The 17,025-nt window shown below is 53.8% G+C and carries 10 protein-coding genes and 1 pseudogene; 8 read left to right on the forward strand and 3 right to left on the reverse strand.

Annotated elements, in window-relative coordinates; all coding sequences use genetic code 11:
- The first annotated feature begins 13 nt into the window (after positions 1 to 13).
- The 4 genes and pseudogenes from H7U12_RS03630 (at position 14) to H7U12_RS03645 (ending at position 5,262) form a co-directional block, all read left to right on the forward strand.
- Positions 14 to 847 (forward strand): alpha/beta fold hydrolase, encoded by an 834-nt coding sequence (locus H7U12_RS03630; RefSeq protein WP_186633027.1) that lies wholly within the window; start codon positions 14 to 16, stop codon positions 845 to 847.
- A 298-nt stretch (positions 848 to 1,145) separates the two neighbouring features.
- Positions 1,146 to 2,441 (forward strand): annotated as a pseudogene (locus tag H7U12_RS03635) (SDR family oxidoreductase); the annotation flags it as partial.
- Between the two features lie 113 nt (positions 2,442 to 2,554).
- Positions 2,555 to 3,979: an erythromycin esterase family protein gene (locus tag H7U12_RS03640; protein ID WP_186633033.1), complete on the forward strand. Its 1,425-nt coding sequence runs from the start codon at positions 2,555 to 2,557 to the stop codon at positions 3,977 to 3,979.
- A gap of 107 nt (positions 3,980 to 4,086) precedes the next feature.
- Entirely contained in the window at positions 4,087 to 5,262 is a 1,176-nt protein-coding gene (locus H7U12_RS03645; protein WP_186633036.1) for an MFS transporter, read from the forward strand.
- 330 nt (positions 5,263 to 5,592) lie between these two features.
- Here H7U12_RS03645 and ggt read toward each other — a convergent pair whose 3' ends face one another.
- The gene (gene ggt / locus H7U12_RS03650) at positions 5,593 to 7,284 is read right to left on the reverse strand and encodes a gamma-glutamyltransferase (RefSeq protein ID WP_317170744.1); all 1,692 of its coding nucleotides are present in this window, start codon (positions 7,282 to 7,284) and stop codon (positions 5,593 to 5,595) included.
- A 218-nt stretch (positions 7,285 to 7,502) separates the two neighbouring features.
- Here ggt and H7U12_RS03655 point away from each other — a divergent pair, with 218 nt between their 5' ends.
- Complete coding sequence (locus H7U12_RS03655) at positions 7,503 to 7,649, forward strand: hypothetical protein (protein WP_186633039.1); 147 nt, start codon at positions 7,503 to 7,505, stop codon at positions 7,647 to 7,649.
- Between the two features lie 717 nt (positions 7,650 to 8,366).
- Positions 8,367 to 9,812, forward strand: coding sequence for an antiviral reverse transcriptase Drt2 (drt2, locus tag H7U12_RS03660; RefSeq protein WP_186633042.1), 1,446 nt, complete (start codon positions 8,367 to 8,369; stop codon positions 9,810 to 9,812).
- Positions 9,813 to 9,848: 36 nt separating this feature from the next.
- On the opposite strand, the gene H7U12_RS03665 is transcribed toward drt2, so the two are convergent.
- Positions 9,849 to 13,241, reverse strand: coding sequence for a DEAD/DEAH box helicase (locus H7U12_RS03665; RefSeq protein WP_186633045.1), 3,393 nt, complete (start codon positions 13,239 to 13,241; stop codon positions 9,849 to 9,851).
- On the opposite strand from H7U12_RS03665, the gene H7U12_RS03670 reads away from it, so the two are divergent.
- Complete coding sequence (locus tag H7U12_RS03670) at positions 13,240 to 13,527, forward strand: hypothetical protein (protein ID WP_186633048.1); 288 nt, start codon at positions 13,240 to 13,242, stop codon at positions 13,525 to 13,527. The two genes, H7U12_RS03665 and H7U12_RS03670, sit on opposite strands and share 2 nt — an antisense overlap.
- A 173-nt stretch (positions 13,528 to 13,700) precedes the next feature.
- A complete protein-coding gene (locus H7U12_RS03675; RefSeq protein WP_206683859.1) occupies positions 13,701 to 15,929 on the forward strand; it encodes a M3 family metallopeptidase in 2,229 nt (742 codons plus the stop codon).
- A 470-nt stretch (positions 15,930 to 16,399) separates the two neighbouring features.
- Here the strand turns inward: H7U12_RS03675 and msrB are convergent, their stop codons facing one another.
- A complete protein-coding gene (gene msrB, locus H7U12_RS03680) occupies positions 16,400 to 16,873 on the reverse strand; it encodes a peptide-methionine (R)-S-oxide reductase MsrB (RefSeq protein WP_186633051.1) in 474 nt (157 codons plus the stop codon).
- Positions 16,874 to 17,025: the final 152 nt, after the last annotated feature.

Genomic DNA, 17,025 nt, shown 5'->3' on the forward strand with positions numbered 1-17,025 from the left:
AAAGTACGCTCAGATGGAAATGCTCATCCGGAATCAGGACACCACGCTGTACACCCAGGCGTACCCCAACAGCGGCAAAGAAACGGTCATTCTCCTGCACGGCGGGCCCGGCGTGCCCAACGGTCTGACTTTTCTGGTCAAGTTCCTGTCTCGGTATTTCCAGGTGATTACGTTTCACCAGCGCGGCACGCTGAAATCGCCCAATCCTTCGCAGGACTATTCCCTGGAGCATTACACGTCTGACATTAACCGGATTGCGGACCTTTTCCAGCTGGAGAAATTCCATTTGCTGGGGCATTCCTGGGGTGGGCTGTACGCCGAGATCTATGCGCATACCCATAAGAACCGGCTGTTGAGTCTGTTTCTGTGCAGCCCCGCTTCCGGCACCGGCCGCCAGTGGGCCGAGACTTCCCTGGAGATCACCAGGTACAACCGCCGGAAAAGCAGCCTAAAGGAAATGTTGACCATGAGCCTGGGCGCTGCCTTGGGTGTGTTGGGGAGCGACAAAGGCCATCGTACGTTTTACCGCCAGGCGCTGGTGAATTTCAACCGGGGTTTTGAGGTATCGTATCCGGAGCGTTTTGAGGTAAACTGCGTCAAAGCCAGGGCTATTAACCAGACGGTGAAAACGGTGCTCACCAGTCCGCTGCTGCCGGTCATGCCAGACCCGGCGTTCAAGGTCACCATCACCTACGGCGACCAGGACATTATCGGCGAAAGCAAAAAATACGTGCGGCAACGCTTCCCCACGGCAAGCACGTATATTATTCCGTCGTGCGGTCATATTCCGTGGTCCCACAACCAACCCGCTTTCGTGCAGATTTTGCAGGAACACTACGGTATCTGAAAGAACTCGCCCCGGCTGTCGGGAGGAAGAACCTCTTTCGTAAAGCCAGCATATACTGTCATCGCGTTTACTGCTTGTTTTCACCAGCCAGCGGAAAGGTATTCACCTCGGAAGGCGGCTGAGTTGCCTTATCAGCCTGCCTCCCAGCAATTAAATCTATCCAATTTCCTGACTGCCATCTTTGCGGGAAGATCGCACCTCACTGATGTGGGAAATACCTAATTCTTTTACCGCCAAAAACTTAAGCCCAACCCCGGCGTACCTTTTACTCTAGGAATGTACTTTTAAAAAGAAGCGCGATATGATTGCAGTCATCACAGGAGCATCTAGCGGAATTGGCCGGGCTACCGCCTTTGAGTTTGCCCGAAGAGGATATGATCTGGTACTTGCCGCCCGTTTTGGGGCCGGTTTAGAGGAAGTAGCCCAGGAATGCAACAGCCTGGGTGGGCGGGCGCTGGCCATCCCCACCGATGTGGCCAAGGAAGAAGACATAAACGCCCTGGCGGCCCAGGCGCGGGAATCCTTCGGTGGGTTTGATGTCTGGGTGAACAACGCGGCCGTAGGGCTTTTCGGGCATTTTGAGGAAATCCCCACCCAGGACATCCGGCAACTGATGGAGATCAACCTGTTTGGCTACATCTACGGCGCACGGGCGGCCATCCGGCAGTTTCGGTCGCAGGGCTACGGTACGCTCATCAACGTGTCATCTATGGTGGCGCTGGTGGGGCAGCCGTTCTCCATTCCGTACACCACCAGCAAGTTCGCCATCCGGGGCATGAGCATCAGCCTGTCGCAGGAACTCGCCGATGAGGAAGACATCCACGTGTGCTGCGTGATGCCCGCCGTCATTGACACGCCCATTTTCCAGCACGCCGGCAACTACATGGGCCATGCGGTGAAAGCGCCCAAACCGGTGATTCCGGCCAAACGCGTGGCCAGAACCATTTACCGGCTCACCAAGAAACCGCAGGAGCAGGTAACCGTGGGCAATATGTCGCGCATGATGCGGTTCCAGCGGCTGGTGTCGCCGGCCCAGCTGTTTGACAAGTACATGCAGAAGATGATTTCCAGCCAGCACTTCAAACGGAAACCATCGCGGCCGTACCAGGGCAACCTGTATGAACCGCTCACCAACTGGAACAAGGTGAACGGCGGCTGGTTACCCGAGGATTCGAGCAAGAAGAAAGGCACCACTATCGCGGCGGTGGCCGGGCTGGCGCTGGCCGGTGCTTTGGGGGCCGTTTACTATTCCAGGTTGAAAAATCATCCACGCCCGGCTACCCCGAGTTCGGCAAGAACCTGGCCACCCGCGCATCCTGAACCCTCTTTGCAGCCTGACCCCATCTCCGGGACGCACCGCGGCAGTACCCTGGAGCGCCAGCAGAACAACACCGCCGGGTTACACGGCACCACCATCATTGCGCATGGAAGTACCCCCGGAACCGCCGCTGGACCAACATCGGGCATCACGGGTAGTACTAGCACCGGCACTACAGGTAATCCAACGTCGGGAAGCACCGGTACTCCTAACTCCGGCGTCACGGGGACGCATACCGGCGGCCTTGGGGGAGAAACCAAAGGGTTGGGCGCGTAAGTCGAGGGAGGTTCGTTTTGGGATAATCCCTGCCTTTTACGCACCGTAGTTAACGCGCTGCAAGGCCGCAGAGGGGTTGATGTGTGCATTTTTCACCAGAAAGGAAGTGCTGTATGAACAAGAGGAAGAGAAATTGCCGGAGCGGTTGGGGCTTGTTTTTGCTCTGTTTTCTGATTTTGGGCTGTAAAGAGGCGCCTCCCCAGCAAAGGGGGGCGCAGGCCCCGGTGCAACCCGTCTCCCAGAAGAAAGAAAAAGCCGTCACGCTGACCATTCCCAATCATCCGCTCAGGAATGAACAGGACCTGGATGTGCTGCTGCGGGAAATCGGCGACGCCAAGGTCGTTTTACTGGGCGAAGCCTCGCACGGGACGGCGGAATATTATGAGTGGCGGGCCGCCATCACCCGGCGGCTCATGCAGGAGAAAGGCTTTGACTTTGTGGCCGTGGAAGGCGAGTGGGCCGATTCTTACCGCGTGAATAACTTCATCAAAGGACCCCGGAAAGACAGCGCCGCCGCGGTGACCCTGCTGGAGCAGTATAACCGCTGGCCCACCTGGATGTGGGGCAACTACGAGATTGCCGGTCTGGTGACCTGGCTCAACGGCTACAACCAAAACAAACCGGCCGGCGAGAAGGTGGGCTTCTACGGCCTGGACGTGTACTGCCTCTGGGAGTCCATGACCGAGCTGATGCCGTACGTCAAAAACAACCCCGAACTGGTGAAAGTAGCCAAAGGCGTGCACCAGTGCTTCCAGCCGTTCTCTTCCGATGCCATGCAGTACGCCGAAGCCGTGGCCAGCGCCTCGGCGAATTGCCGCGCCGAGACGAGCCGCCTCTGGAAAGAGATTCAGCGGCAGAATCCGCCGGAGGGAAGTCCCCGCACCGAGGCGCAGTTTGTGGCTGAGCAGAACGCGCTGGTGGCCCTGAACGGCGAACGTTACTACCGCGCCGCCGTGAGCAGCAACACCGAGTCCTGGAACATCCGCGACCACCACATGGCCCAAACCCTCAAACGCCTGCTGGACTTCCACGGACCCGAGGCCAAGGCCATTGTCTGGGAACACAACACCCACGTGGGCGATGCCCGCTACACCGACATGGCCAGCAGTGGCGAGGTGAACGTGGGGCAACTGGTGCGCAAAGAATACGGCGAGGAGAACGTGTTCATCGTGGGGTTCGGGTCTTACCAGGGTTCTGTGATTGCCGCCAGCAGTTGGGGCGCACCCATGAAAAAAATGCCCGTGCCGCCCGCCACCCAAGGCAGCTGGGAGCAGATTCTGCACCAACTGAGCCCCGCCAATAAGATCATTTTCTCAAAGGACCTACGGGAAAACAAGGTGTTGAACCGGCCGGTGGGGCACCGGGCCATTGGCGTGGTGTACAACCCCAAAATAGAGCACCTGGGCAACTACGTACCTTCCGTGATGCCCAAGCGCTATGATGCCTTTCTGTACATAGACAGCACCCGGGCGCTGCGCCCCCTCCAAACCATCACCGCCCGAAACGAACCGCCTGATCTTTACCCATCGGGCACTTAATCCGTAGATTACGTTTTACACCCGTTTTCTGGAAAGCAGGCCCAAAACGGAAGTTTTTGGGCCCGCTCACTTAAAATAGCGCATCTTTGCGTCCTTATCTCAGGATCATGCAGTTACTTCAAAAACAGCGCGTTGCGTTGAGTGTGTTCTTTTTTCTCTCCGGATTCAATTTCGCCAGCTGGGCCTCCCGGATTCCCACCATCAAACAAGCCTTACACCTGAACGAAGCCGAGCTGGGCACCATCCTGCTCACCATGCCTATTTCCTCGCTCATCGGGGTGCCGCTGTCGGGGTGGCTGGTGTCTAAGTTTGAGACCAGGATTCCGCTGGCGGTGGGTTTCCTGCTGAACTCCATCGCGCTTTCTTTTATTGGGCTGGCCTCCACGCCGGTGCTTTTGTCGGTGGTGTTGTTTCTGTTCTCGTTGAGCATGCGCATCTTCAACATCGCGGTGAATACGCAGGCCATTACGGTGCAGAAGCAGTTTGACAAGAAAATCAACGGGTCTTTCCACGGGTTGTGGAGCACCGGCGGCATTATAGGCGTGGGCTTCACCACGTTGCTGATTACCCTGCAGGTGCCTATGGTGCCGCACCTGATCACGGTTTCAGTGGTAAGCATTCTGGCGACGTTGCTGGCTTTCCGTTTCCTGATCCAGAACGATACGGCCACGTCCGGGAACAAGCTGTCCTTCAAGAAACCCGATCCGTTCATCCTGTACCTGGGCTTGCTGGTGTTCTTTGCGGCCGTCTGCGAGGGCGGTATGTTTGACTGGAGCGGCATTTACTTCCAGCAGGTAGTGAAAGAAGAAGTGTTTACGGTGGGCTATCTCACGTTCATGTCGTTTATGGCGCTCTCGCGGTTTCTGTCTGATGTCATTATTGACAAGATTGGCATGCGCACCACCTACATGCTGAGCGGCGTGCTGGTTTTCTCGGGCATTTCGCTGGCCGTGCTGTTCCCCAGTTTCTGGCCCGCCATGATCGGGTTTTCGCTGGTGGGGTTTGGCACCGCCTCCGTGATTCCCATGACCTATACGCTGGCTGGTTCCTCCAAAACGTACTCGCCCGGCATCGCCATTTCCCTTATCGCCACCTTCGGGATTGTGGGCATGCTCATCGGGCCGCCCATGATCGGGTACCTGGCGCACGCGTTTGATTTGAAGGTCTCCTTCATCGCCTTCGCCCTGGCTGGTCTCATGCTCATTCCCATCGCCCGCCTGTTCTTCCGGCTGGAAAGCACTACATCAGAACCGTTGGCGGTAGAAGCCAAGGAGGTCGCCTGATTCAGGACCGTTTTGCGGAAAATGGCCCCAAAACGCTTTCAGATTTTTTATTGGGTAGGCGCAATCCCTGGTGGTTGCCCTCACACGTTCAGATTCTCCCCTTGAGGGGAGCGAAGAGGGGTGTTTACACCTGCCGGTTCACGCATTGCTGATTTTGCTTTGTGATACGAACTGATATAGGTTCTGGAATTCGTACTCTCCTTTGTAAACACCCCTCTTTATCTCCCCTCAAGGGGAGAATCGGCTATCGGAAAATTTTCTACTAGCAGAAGCGTAGTCACGTTAGAAACAGAAAAGGGCAACCACCAGGGATTGCCCCTACATAAAAAATCAAAACCCCGCCGCCGCATCATCGCCCCTAGGATCAGCGCCGCCTTCCAGGGTGCCATCGGGTAAGACCAGGATGCCGGCCGCCCGCCCGATGCCTCCCGTTTTAGGGGCGATTTTGTGTCCTTTGAGCCAAAGCCCCAGACCCGTGCCGAAACCCAGCGCGCCCCATTCAGACAAAATCCAGTTGGGTTTCCATTGGTGGTGGAACCGACCGGCGTTGACCGCGCCCTGCATGGTGTGGCCGTGAACGGTTACGTTCTGGATGATCTGGTACACGGTGGTAATGATGGTGGAGCCGCCCATAGCCCCGATGACCATGAACAGCCTGCCGTCTTTCTCCAGAATGGTGGGCGTCATGGAACTGAGCATGCGTTTGCCCGGCGCAATGGCGTTGGCTTCTTCGCCCACCAGGCCGTAGCTGTTGGGGTAACCGGGCTTGATGCTGAAATCGTCCATCTCGTTGTTGAGCAGGAATCCGGCCCCGCCCACAAACACCTTGCTCCCGAAACTGCTGTTCAAGGTGGTGGTCACCGAGACGGCGTTGCCCTCTGGGTCTACAATGGAGTAGTGGGTGGTGTTGGGGCCTTCGGGCAGGGGCGGCGTGCCCGCTGATACGGTATTGCTGGAGGTGGCTTTTTGGGGCGAATAGCCCTGCATGCGACTCTTGATGTAGGCCGGGTTTAAGAGCCCTTTTACCGGAACTTCATAGAAATCAGCATCGCCAAAATGCCGGGCGCGGTCGGCGTACACGCGGCGTTCGGCTTCCACCATGAGGTGCGAGGTGGCCACCGTGTTCCAGCCCCAGGCCTTCAGGGGGTAGTCCTGCGCGATGGTGAGCAGTTGAATCAAAGAGATGCCGCCGCTGGACGGGGGAGGCATGGAGATGATGCGGTAGTCGCCCACCTGTCCGGTGATGGGCGCTCGCCAGACGGCGCGGTAGTCGGCCAGATCAGCGGCGGTGATGATGCCGGTGCCGCGTTTCATTTCGGCGGTGAGCAGTTCTGCGGTGCGGCCTTCGTAGAAACCGGCCCGGCCTTGGTCCCGAATCCGCTCCAGCGTGCGGGCCAGGTCTTGCAGCCGGAGGGTATCGCCTGCGCGCCAACGGTCTTTCAAAATGAAATCGGGCCGAACGGTGTTGTACTGGAGGAAATCCTTGCGTTGCTGGTTCAGCTTTTTGGCCTCTTTGGGGGTAAGCGGAAAGCCTTGGGCCGCCAGCTGTACCGCCGGTTGCACCAACATGGCCCAGGGGAGCCGACCATATTTCTGGTGCGCCTGCACCATGCCGTCTACCGTGCCGGGCACGCCCGGGGCCAGATGCCCTTTGTAACTCAGGTTCTCGATGACTTCGCCCTGGCCGTTGAGGTACATGTCACGGTGGGCGGCGGCGGGGGCTTTCTCGCGGTAGTCCAGGGTATTAAGCGTGCCATCTTTCTGCCGAAGCACCAGAAATCCGCCGCCGCCAATGTTTCCGGCATCGGGGTAGACCACGGCCAGGGCAAACTGTACCGCCACGGCCGCATCTACGGCATTGCCGCCTCGGCGCAGAATATCGGACCCTACGGCCGAGGCCAGCGGGTGCGCAGAGACCACCATGGCTTTCTGGGTGACTAATCCTCTCTGATGTAGATTGGGACGGCTGCAGCCCACCAAAGTCAGGAGCAGGAAGAGAAACGTGAGTTGTCTGTAAGGCACGTGGTTGGGCGTTGGTGTTGGATGATTTTACCGCCAGAGCGCAGGAGAGGTTCGGTTTCTTTGCTAGAAGTACCACCCGTGCGTTTTGGGTCTGTTTTTGGGAAAACAGGCCCAAAATGGACTTTGTCGGTTTTCTAATTAGACCTTACGCGGTCTGGAGGAAACCAAGATGCTGTTGCAGAACATGGGCCAGTACTTCAAAGACACCCAACTGTCACGTGGACAACCTCTTCTTCCAGAAAGCCGAGGACACCGGCCAACAGGCCCGCGTGGTGCATGACTCCATCTTCCACCATGAGAAACTGAGCGGCGACCTTGAAGAAGCTGCGGGAGTAGGGGAAGGTGCGTTTATGGGCTGTTTTTAGGAAAAGAGGCTGAAACATGTCTCTTCTAGTTGAACAGAAATGCTAGGTACAGATCGTAGGAATGTCTTTATCTCGGTTCGAGGGGACTATATATAAAGTCATGTCCAAAATTATTTAGCTTTTCAACTAGAGGATGTACTTCTCCGAGTCTCCAGTGTTCTGGTGCCCTATTCCGGTAATGCTAATCATAGAAGGTTACTTTGCCAACTCATCTATGGTAGAGGTTAGAGGAAGTTAGAACTAGATTAGTTTAGAGGAGTTAAGGTTGAGAATACAGCCGTATTCAAACAATCACGTTAGTCCAGCATAAACTCTAATTCTTTAATTATTATAAAAAAAATATGCGTATTAAAGTATATTGTTTTTAAATATGAAATTTGTATGTTTGTTATGCTTTAAGCGCAAGGCTTAAAGGACGCATTTAACGTTGATCTCAACCGGAAGTTCCACATTTATCGATAAATCTGCAACTTCCTGCTCCAGCTGATTACTGGTCAGGTTGACATTAAACAGAGCGAATGCTAGGATAGTGCGAAACATAAGTTTGTTGGCTAGGAAGTTTGAAATTGTTCTCATTATCACATTTGTCCATTGACGTTACTCTTGGCAATACCAAGTAGATGATGTGTTTGGTGGAATTCCAACATGTTTGCACCCAAGGTCATAGATCACGTCGTCTGATTGACCTTGGGTTTTGACTTTTAAACCTTTTCTGTAATGGACTTTGATTTAATTTGGGAAAAGTGGCTTGAGAAAGAGTATAAATGCTACGACCTTAAAAATAATAGATCAGTTAAAAGGCAGTATTTGCATTTTGATAGAAAGCTGTGGCTTCCAAATGAAAAAGTCAAATTAAAATTTAAAAATTTTTTTTCAAATCCAGATAATATAGCGAAACATAGTTTCTTTCCACTTATAAAAGGGAAACTAATATTTCCTAAGTACGAGTATTATAAGTCTAATAAAAAGAATCTTCGTAGATATAAAGAGCCTAAAATTAGAGAAATATGCTATGCTAGTCATTTCGATTCGTCAATATATTCTTGGTATTCAGTGATTCTTGAAGAGGCATATGAAGAAAAACTGAAAGCTGAGAAGTTGATAAAAAATGTAATTGCTTACAGGAGTATAGATAAAAAATCAAATATACACTTTGCTCAAGAAGCGTTTGAATATGTTGAGCAGAAAAGAGAATGTACCGCTATAGCCTTTGATGTTAAACAATTCTTTGATAATATATCGCATGTAAAGTTAAAAGAGAGATGGAGTAATATTTTAGGTTATCCGACTTTGCCAAGAGATCATTATAATATCTTCAAATCGCTTACTAAATACAGTTTTGTAAGTAAGGAGTTCTTGGATGAAAATTTTAGCAGAGGCGTAAATAGAGATAGGGTATGTACCGTTGATGAATTTAAAAATGTAATCAGAAAAGGTAAAAAGATCTGTAGGAATGAAACGGATGGTAAATTAAATGAGAAGGGAATTCCTCAAGGTAGCCCAATTAGTGCTTTGCTATCTAATCTATTTATGATCAATTTTGATATTGAATTAAAGAAATTTTCTGATGATAATGATGCGTTTTATAGAAGGTATAGTGATGATATTTTAATTATTTGTCCAACTGGAGATTATAGAAATTTTATAAGTAAGGTTGCAGAAGAAGTTTGTAAGTTAGATTTAGAGCTTCATGAAGGTAAAACAGATATAACTCATTTTTGTGTCTCATTTGACAATAAGTTATTAGCGCATAAGCCTGTTGGTAAGTCTAATAGGATGCAGTATTTGGGCTTTGAGTTTGATGGTAATAACACTTATGTAAGATCATCAAGTATGTCTAGATATCATTCAAGGCTACATGCAAATGTGAGGGAAACGTTGAAGAGAGCTTATGGTAAAAGATCAAAGGGGAATGTAATATTTAAAAGAAGAGTATTGAGGAGGTATAGTGATCATGGGAAAAGAAATTTTATTACATATGTAAAAAGAAGTGCAAAGATACATGAATCTAAAACTGTAAGTCGTCAGATAAAGAATAATGTTAGTTTTGTGAAATCTTTGATCAACAAAAAAGCACAGAAAAAAGAAGACTTGATGAAAAGAAAAGATAAAGTCTTTACTTCATTTTTAGGTATAGATAGTTTTGAAAATACATTAGATTAATATACTGATAGGTTGATACCCTTTTTCATAAACACTTCACCCCAACAACGCCAGCAAGTCTTGCTTGCTCATGGCTTTCAGCAGACCGCCATCGGTCTTGACCAAATCCTGCACCAGTTCCTTTTTACTGGCCTGTAGTTTCTGCATTTTTTCTTCCACGGTGTTGGGGCAGATGAGCCGGACGGCGACCACGGGTTTGTCCTGGCCGATGCGGTAGGTGCGGTCAATGGCCTGGTTTTCCACGGCGGGGTTCCACCACGGGTCTACCAGGTACACATAGTCGGCAGAGGTGAGGTTGAGGCCGGTGCCGCCCGCTTTGAGGCTGATCAAGAACACCCGCACGTCTTCCTGCCCCTGGAACGCCGCCACCGCGCCTTGCCGGTCTTTGGTTTGCCCGGTGAGCGTCACATAGCCAATGCCGCGCGCTTGCAGGGCGGTTTCAATGAGGTGCAGCATAGACACAAACTGCGAGAACACCAGAATCTTGTGGTGCGGTGCCTTGCTTTCTATCTGCTCCAGCAGCACCTCCAGCTTGGCCGAGGGTTCGCCCACACCCGCATCGTCGGGCAGCAGGGCGGGGGAGTTGCAGATCTGGCGCAGGCGCGTGAGGCCCCGCAGCACGTGCATGGGGTGCTTCTGGATTTCGGCCTCGTCCTGCGCCGAGATAAACTCCCTGATTTCGCGCTCGTGGGCGGCGTAGAGTTCGCGCTGCGCCTCGCCCATCTGGCAGTACAGCACCATCTCGGTTTTGGGCGGAAGCTCCTGGGCCACCTGCTCTTTGGTGCGCCGCAGCAGGAACGGACTTATCTTGCGCTGCAGTTCTTTGGCCTTCCGGAAGTCTTTGAACTGGTCAATGGGCTTGGCATAAATGTCTCTAAAGTAGCGCTGGTTGCCCAGCAGCCCCGGGCACGCGAAACTCAGTTGCCCGTACAGGTCATAGGTGTTGTTCTCCAGCGGCGTGCCCGTGAGCACCAGCCGGTTACGGGCCTGTAAGAGCCGCACCGCGCGGTACCGCTGGCTCTGCGGGTTCTTGATGTTCTGGCTCTCGTCCAGCACCACGTAATTGAAGCGGTAGTTCTTGAGCAGCGCGATGTCTGAGAGCAGGGTGCCGTAGGTGGTGAGCACCAGTTCATAGGCCTCCAGCTGGGCCAGGTGTTGCACGCGCTGGTTTCCGTAGAGCGTGAATACCTTTAAGCTGGGCGCGAACTTGGCTACCTCTTCCTGCCAGTTGAACAGCAAAGACGTAGGCACCACCACCAGGTTGGTATTTTGAGCGACTTTGCCGCGCTGCCCCAGCAGAAATGCCAGCACCTGCACCGTCTTGCCCAGCCCCATGTCATCCGCTAAACAACCGCCAAAGTTGAACTGATCCAGGAAGTTGAGCCAGTTGAGGCCTTGGCGCTGGTACGGCCGAAGCGTAGTCTGCAAACCTTCGGGTACCGGCACTTCTTCTATGTGGGTGAAATGGGTGAGTTTCTCGCGGTATAAGGCCAGTTCTTCGCGCACCTCCTGGCTCAGGACTTCGGTTTCGTAGAGGTCTTCCAGGGCGCTGAAGTTCATCTTGGCCGTGCGCAGGTGATCGCCGGCCACCTCGCCCACGGCAAAGTATTTCTGCAACCGTTCCAGCCACTCCTGCGGCAGAATGCCCTGGGTGCCATCGTCCAGCGTTACAAACCGCTGCTTGTTGCGCAGGGCGCGGTGCAGGTCTTTGAGCCCCGCCCGCTGCTTGCCAAACTGCACGTCCAAAGAGGTGTCAAACCAGTTGATGCCGCTGCTCACCAGAATGGAAATTTTGGCTTTATGCGGATTGACCTTAGTCACCGTCAGGTCTTTGAAGCCCAGCAGCGTGATGCCCTGTTCGCGCCAGCTCTCAAATGCCTCCAGAAACCAGTCGTTGAGCAGGAAGCGGCTTTTGTGCAGGTAAAAGCTGTCCAGGTGCAGTTGGTCTTTGAACTGGGGGTGCTCCCGCAGAATAACCGACGTGAATTTATGTTCGGCCTCGCGGTCCCGCATCACGGTGAAGCTCTGCCCCAGCAGGTCTTTGGCGTAAATCTGCTTCTGCGTGAACACCGGTACCTCCACGTGCCCGTACCGCATCACGGGCGTAAACAAGATGAAGTCCTGTGATTCTGAAATGTACAGCAGGCGTTCTATCTCCAGATCAAAGCCCTGCTCTTCCAGCTGCTGCGGCGTGGCCGGTTTCAGGAAGGAGTATGAGATCTGGATGCGCGTCTCCAGATTGGCCAGAATGGTCTCCCGGAACTCCTCAAACTTAGAGGCATGGATGAGCAGGTACTCGCCCCGCTTCTGGAAAAAGTCTAGCACGCGGCGCAGGTCGGGGTTGTCCAGCAGATACAGGCGATGTTTTATCTGGAGGAAGTGCCCGTATTTCAAGTGCAAGTGCCGCAAGGCGTACGGCTGGTCTTCTATGTGCAGCGTTGGCGTGATGGTGTAAAAATTGTCTTTGGCGTGTACCTCCAGCACCAGCTCCAGCGGCGCTTTCCGCAATTCCACGGGCACCACCGAACTGGCGGTGATGTTGCTAGATACCTCGGGGTTGTGCTGGTACACGTGCAGCCCCAGCGGATTTTGCGCCAGCGCCTTGAGTGCTTCCAGATCGGATTCGGTGGGCTCAGAGTTGTAGTTGTTCTGGAAACGGGAGAGCGCCGTGTAGAATTTCATTTCCTCTACCCGGTCGGTTTTCCAGATGAAATCCAGCGGATTGAGGGTTTTGAGCGGGTTCTTGATTTTCCCGCTTTGGGTAGTGGCCGCCTCCAGCAGTTCCACGTTCAGGTGCTTGTAGTACTTATGCTCGCCCAGCACCATGATCAACTGGGTATTCTCTTTCCGGGGCGTTCCGGCCAGCCGAAAGGGCGGCGTGGGAGCGGGCACCAGTTTCTCCTGCAGGACTACCTGTGACTCCGGGGTGATGGGCAGCAGTTCCCGCAGCCGGGGCTTGATGACCAGACTTTTGTGCCCGTACTCCAGCGAGAAATACTGATCCAGGTCAGCTTCCCCGGCCAGCCCGTACTCGGCGGCCATGGGCTTGATCTTCTCCCGGCGCAGCGCCGCGTCAAAGAAAACTTTCAGTTCCTGCCGGTTCAGCAGCGTTTGCAGCACCTGCGATTGGTGCGAACACAAAGCTTGTTTGGGAGCGGCGCAGTCGCAGGAAAGCGTGATGCCGTTTTCGTGCTGTTTTAGAGAAACAAGCGGAAAACGGCCCAAAGGCGAAGTGCCCGAAAAAGTAGCCGCATTGAGTTCGATCTGCACCGGATGCAGGTCGAGCCCCAGGGTGCCGCCCGCCATGGCCTCGGCGGAGGAGTGCCGCGCAATGAGAGCGTACGTCAGCGAAGAAACGGTGATGCCGGGTACTTCATACTCAGTGGGGTGGGTGCTCTTTGCCGCTGGTGCCTGTTCTCTGTCCGCCATGTTGCCTGTGTTTCCAAAGGTTGAAGGTAATGATTTTCTGGCGAAGGGTTCGTTTTCTGCCTCCAGAGGAAAGGGGCGATGCATGGGCGTTTCAGGGCTGATTTCCCAAAAAGAGGCAGAAAACGGCGGATTAAGCTTTGGCAAGGTAAGGACATTTATAACCACTATCAAAATGGCAGCGCAAGGGCAACCACAAGGGATTGCCCCTACATTTGTTGGTAGGGGCAATCCCTTGTGGTTGCCCTTTCAGGAATACCAAACCTTTCCCAGAACTTCAACAGATTAGGCGCAGGCGTTTTAAGCCTCTTTTTCAGAAATCCCTCCTGAAACGGCTCAAGGCTATTTATTTGAAGAGTTGCCCATGCCGGTACGGTAAAGCGTTTCTGCGATGTTTTTAGTACCTTTAAGTTTCAAATTACCCGCCGATGTGCCTGCTGCACCTCAGCACAAACCGAACCTATGATAAGCAAACAAACGTTACTAGTTTCTAAAAAACCAAGTTTCCTGGTGATGCTGGCCCTGGTGGGGTGTACCTCCACGCAACCCCAGCAGCCCACCGCCACGGCTCCCGCCACATCGGCTGCTACCGAGGTGAAGCAGGAACTGGACAACCCGCTGCTAACCGAATGGACCGGCCCCTTCGGTGGCGTTCCGGCGTTCGACAAGATGAAGCTCGCGGACATCAAGCCAGCCATGGAAAAAGGCATGGCCCTGCACTTAGCTGACATCGACGCGATCGTGAATAACTCGGCCGCGCCCACGTTTGAGAACACCATTGTGCCTTATGAGAAAGCTGGCGAGGCCCTGGGCCGAGCCTTCATTTACTACGGCATCTGGGGTAGCAACATGTCCACCCCCGAGTACCGGAAAATACAAGCCGAACTGGCGCCTAAAATCTCTGATTTCCGGTCGCAGATTTCGCAGAACCCGCGTTTGTTCCAACGCATCAAGGCCGTCTATGACAATGCCCAGAAATCTCCTTTACCCGCCGATCAGCAGCGCACCGTGCAGCTCATCTACGAGGAGTTCGCCATGGAAGGCGCGGGCCTGAGCCCCGAGGCCAAGCAGCGCTATGCCGCCATCAACAAAGAACTATCCTCCTTGTACACGGCCTACGGCAACAACGTGTTGGCGGATGAAGAAAAGTACGTGACCTACATCACCAAAGACCAGCTGGGTGGTTTGCCGGAGTCATTCGTGAAGGCCGCCGCCAAAGCTGCCGCTGACAACGGCAAACCGGACATGTACGCCATCACCAACACCCGGTCTTCCATGGACCAGTTCCTGACGTATTCTGATAACCGGGCCCTGCGCGAGAAAGTCTGGAACACCTACTACTCCCGCGCCGACAACGGCGATGCCAACGACAACAACCAGAACATCACCCGTATTCTGGCGCTGCGCGATGAACGCGTGAAACTGCTGGGCTATGACACCTACGCCGAGTGGCGTTTGCAGAACCGCATGGCCAAGAACCCGCAGAACGCCATGAACCTGATGGAAGCCGTGTGGCCCGCTGCCCTGGCCCGGGTGAAGGAAGAAGTGAAAGACATGCAGACGGTCGCCAATGCCAGCGGCGCCAAAATCACCATCGCCCCCTGGGATTACCGCTACTACGCCGAGAAAGTGCGCAAGAAGAAGTATGACCTGAACTCAGACGAAGTGAAGCAGTACCTGGAGCTGGGCAACCTCACGCAGGCCATCTTCTACACCGCCGGTGAGCTGTTCAACTTCGCGTTTAAACCGGTACCCGCCGGCAGCGTGTCCGTGTTCCACGAAGACGTGAAAGTGTGGGAAGTCACCGATAAAACCACTGGGGAGCACATTGGCTTATGGTACCTGGACCCGTTCGCGCGTCCGGGCAAGCGTTCCGGGGCCTGGGCCTCGCAGTACCGCAGCTTCTCTACCTTTGACGGCAAGAAAACCGTGCTGGCGTCCAACAACTCCAACTTTGTGAAGCCTGCGCCTGGCGACCCGGTGTTGGTTTCTTGGGACGATGCCACCACCTTCTTCCATGAGTTCGGGCATGCGCTGCACTTCCTGGCCTCTAACGTGAAATACCCTACCCTCAACAGCGGCGTGCGCGACTACACCGAGTTCCAGAGCCAGTTGCTGGAGCGCTGGCTGTCTACTGACAAGGTGATCAACCAGTTCCTGAAGCACCACCAAACCGGCAAAGTAATGCCCGCTGATCTGGTGGCCAAGATCAAGAAAGCCGCCACCTTCAACCAGGGCTTCGAGACCACTGAGTTCCTGGCTTCCGCGCTGATGGACATGAAGTACCACACCCTGCCAGACCCCACCGGCCTAGACCCTGACAAGTTCGAGCGCGAAACCCTGGCCGCCCTGAAGATGCCCAAAGAGATTGTGATGCGTCACCGCTCCCCGCACTTCACGCACGTGTTCTCCGGCGAAGGCTACGCCACCGGGTACTACGGTTACCTCTGGGCCGATGTCCTGACCTCAGATGCCGCCGAAGCCTTTGAAGAAGCCCCCGGCGGATTCTATGACAAAGAAGTAGCCGCCAAGCTGGTGAAATACCTCTTCGCCCCGCGCAACTCCATGGACCCCGCCGAGGCTTACCGCCTGTTCCGCGGCCGCGACGCCAAAATTGACGCTTTGATGCGCGATCGCGGCTTCCCAGTACCCGGCCAGAAAACGTCTGCTCCTAAAACGTCTAAGAAGTAGGCAGACGTTTAGAACATAGAAAAGCCCCATGTGCGCCCTTAACAGGGAAGTACATGGGGCTTTTTGTTTTGTAGAAGTGGTTACTCAGTCAACTTCCGCGCCATAGTGAGAATCAGGAACGATTTGTCCATTATCAATCATCAATACCGCTTCAAGAATGAATTCTCCCCTTGAGGGGAGATAAAGAGGGGTGTTTACACAGGAGAGTACGCCTTCTAGAACCTAGTACCACCGTATCTATGAATAAGAGAAGCAACACTTAAAAAGCAATACGTGGACCGGCAGGTGTAAACACCCCTCTAGCTCCCCTCAAGGGGAGAATCTTCGTTGAATAGATGCAGTTGGTGTTTTTAGCGACTATTTATTATCCTTATGGCTATTTTGATTACAGAGCTCACGCTTCTAAACGTTCTCAGAAAGTCTCGGACGTAAATTGTCGCCATAGAAACCAAAAGAGTTCCTGTCTTGAACTAAGCGTTTTCTGCCTCCTTTTCAGAAACAGCCTTTAATCTGACCATGCTCTCAGAATTGATGCAGTAGCGCAGGCCATGGGGCGGTGGTCCGTCCGGGAACACGTGGCCCAGGTGACCGTCACAAACGTTGCACTGTACCTCAATGCGCTGCATCTGGTGGCTGTCGTCAAAGAGGTATTGGAGGGCGCTTTTGGCGATAGGCTGCGTGAAGCTGGGCCAACCTGAGATGGCGTGGTATTTCTCGGTGGAATTGAACAAGAGATTTCCGCAGGCGGCGCAGGCATACACCCCCGGCTCATAGGAACGGCAATAGGCATTGCGGTACGGCGATTCGGTGCCTTTCAGGCGCAGGATTTGATATTGGGCGGGCGTGAGCTGCTGCTGCCATTCCTCTTCGGTTTTCTCCACCCGCCGGGCTGGTTCGGGGTTGCTGTACTTGGCGTATTTAATGACATCGCTCCAGCGCATCATAGGGCAAAAAGGGTAGAAGGATTGGCAGGGGAAAACAGGAAAGAACCAGACGCTGTTCCATGTCGGTCAAACAGCCAGCTCTCTTGCATTTTTCTTTACGGGTTCCTTTTACCGCCAGTTATGACCCTCGCGCTTTTGCAGGAAACCAAGGG

The organism is Rufibacter sediminis (assembly GCF_014269285.1).
GTDB lineage: Bacteria > Bacteroidota > Bacteroidia > Cytophagales > Hymenobacteraceae > Nibribacter > Nibribacter sediminis.

Excerpts from the sequence above, each read along its gene's own strand:
- H7U12_RS03630 (WP_186633027.1), top strand. The coding sequence starts at position 14 with ATGGAAATGCTCATCCGGAATCAGGACACCACGCTGTACACCCAGGCG.
- H7U12_RS03640 (WP_186633033.1), top strand. The coding sequence starts at position 2,555 with ATGAACAAGAGGAAGAGAAATTGCCGGAGCGGTTGGGGCTTGTTTTTG.
- H7U12_RS03645 (WP_186633036.1), top strand. The coding sequence starts at position 4,087 with ATGCAGTTACTTCAAAAACAGCGCGTTGCGTTGAGTGTGTTCTTTTTT.
- drt2 (WP_186633042.1), top strand. The coding sequence starts at position 8,367 with ATGGACTTTGATTTAATTTGGGAAAAGTGGCTTGAGAAAGAGTATAAA.
- H7U12_RS03670 (WP_186633048.1), top strand. The coding sequence starts at position 13,240 with ATGTTGCCTGTGTTTCCAAAGGTTGAAGGTAATGATTTTCTGGCGAAG.
- H7U12_RS03665 (WP_186633045.1), bottom strand. The coding sequence starts at position 13,241 with ATGGCGGACAGAGAACAGGCACCAGCGGCAAAGAGCACCCACCCCACT.
- H7U12_RS03675 (WP_206683859.1), top strand. The coding sequence starts at position 13,701 with ATGATAAGCAAACAAACGTTACTAGTTTCTAAAAAACCAAGTTTCCTG.
- msrB (WP_186633051.1), bottom strand. The coding sequence starts at position 16,873 with ATGATGCGCTGGAGCGATGTCATTAAATACGCCAAGTACAGCAACCCC.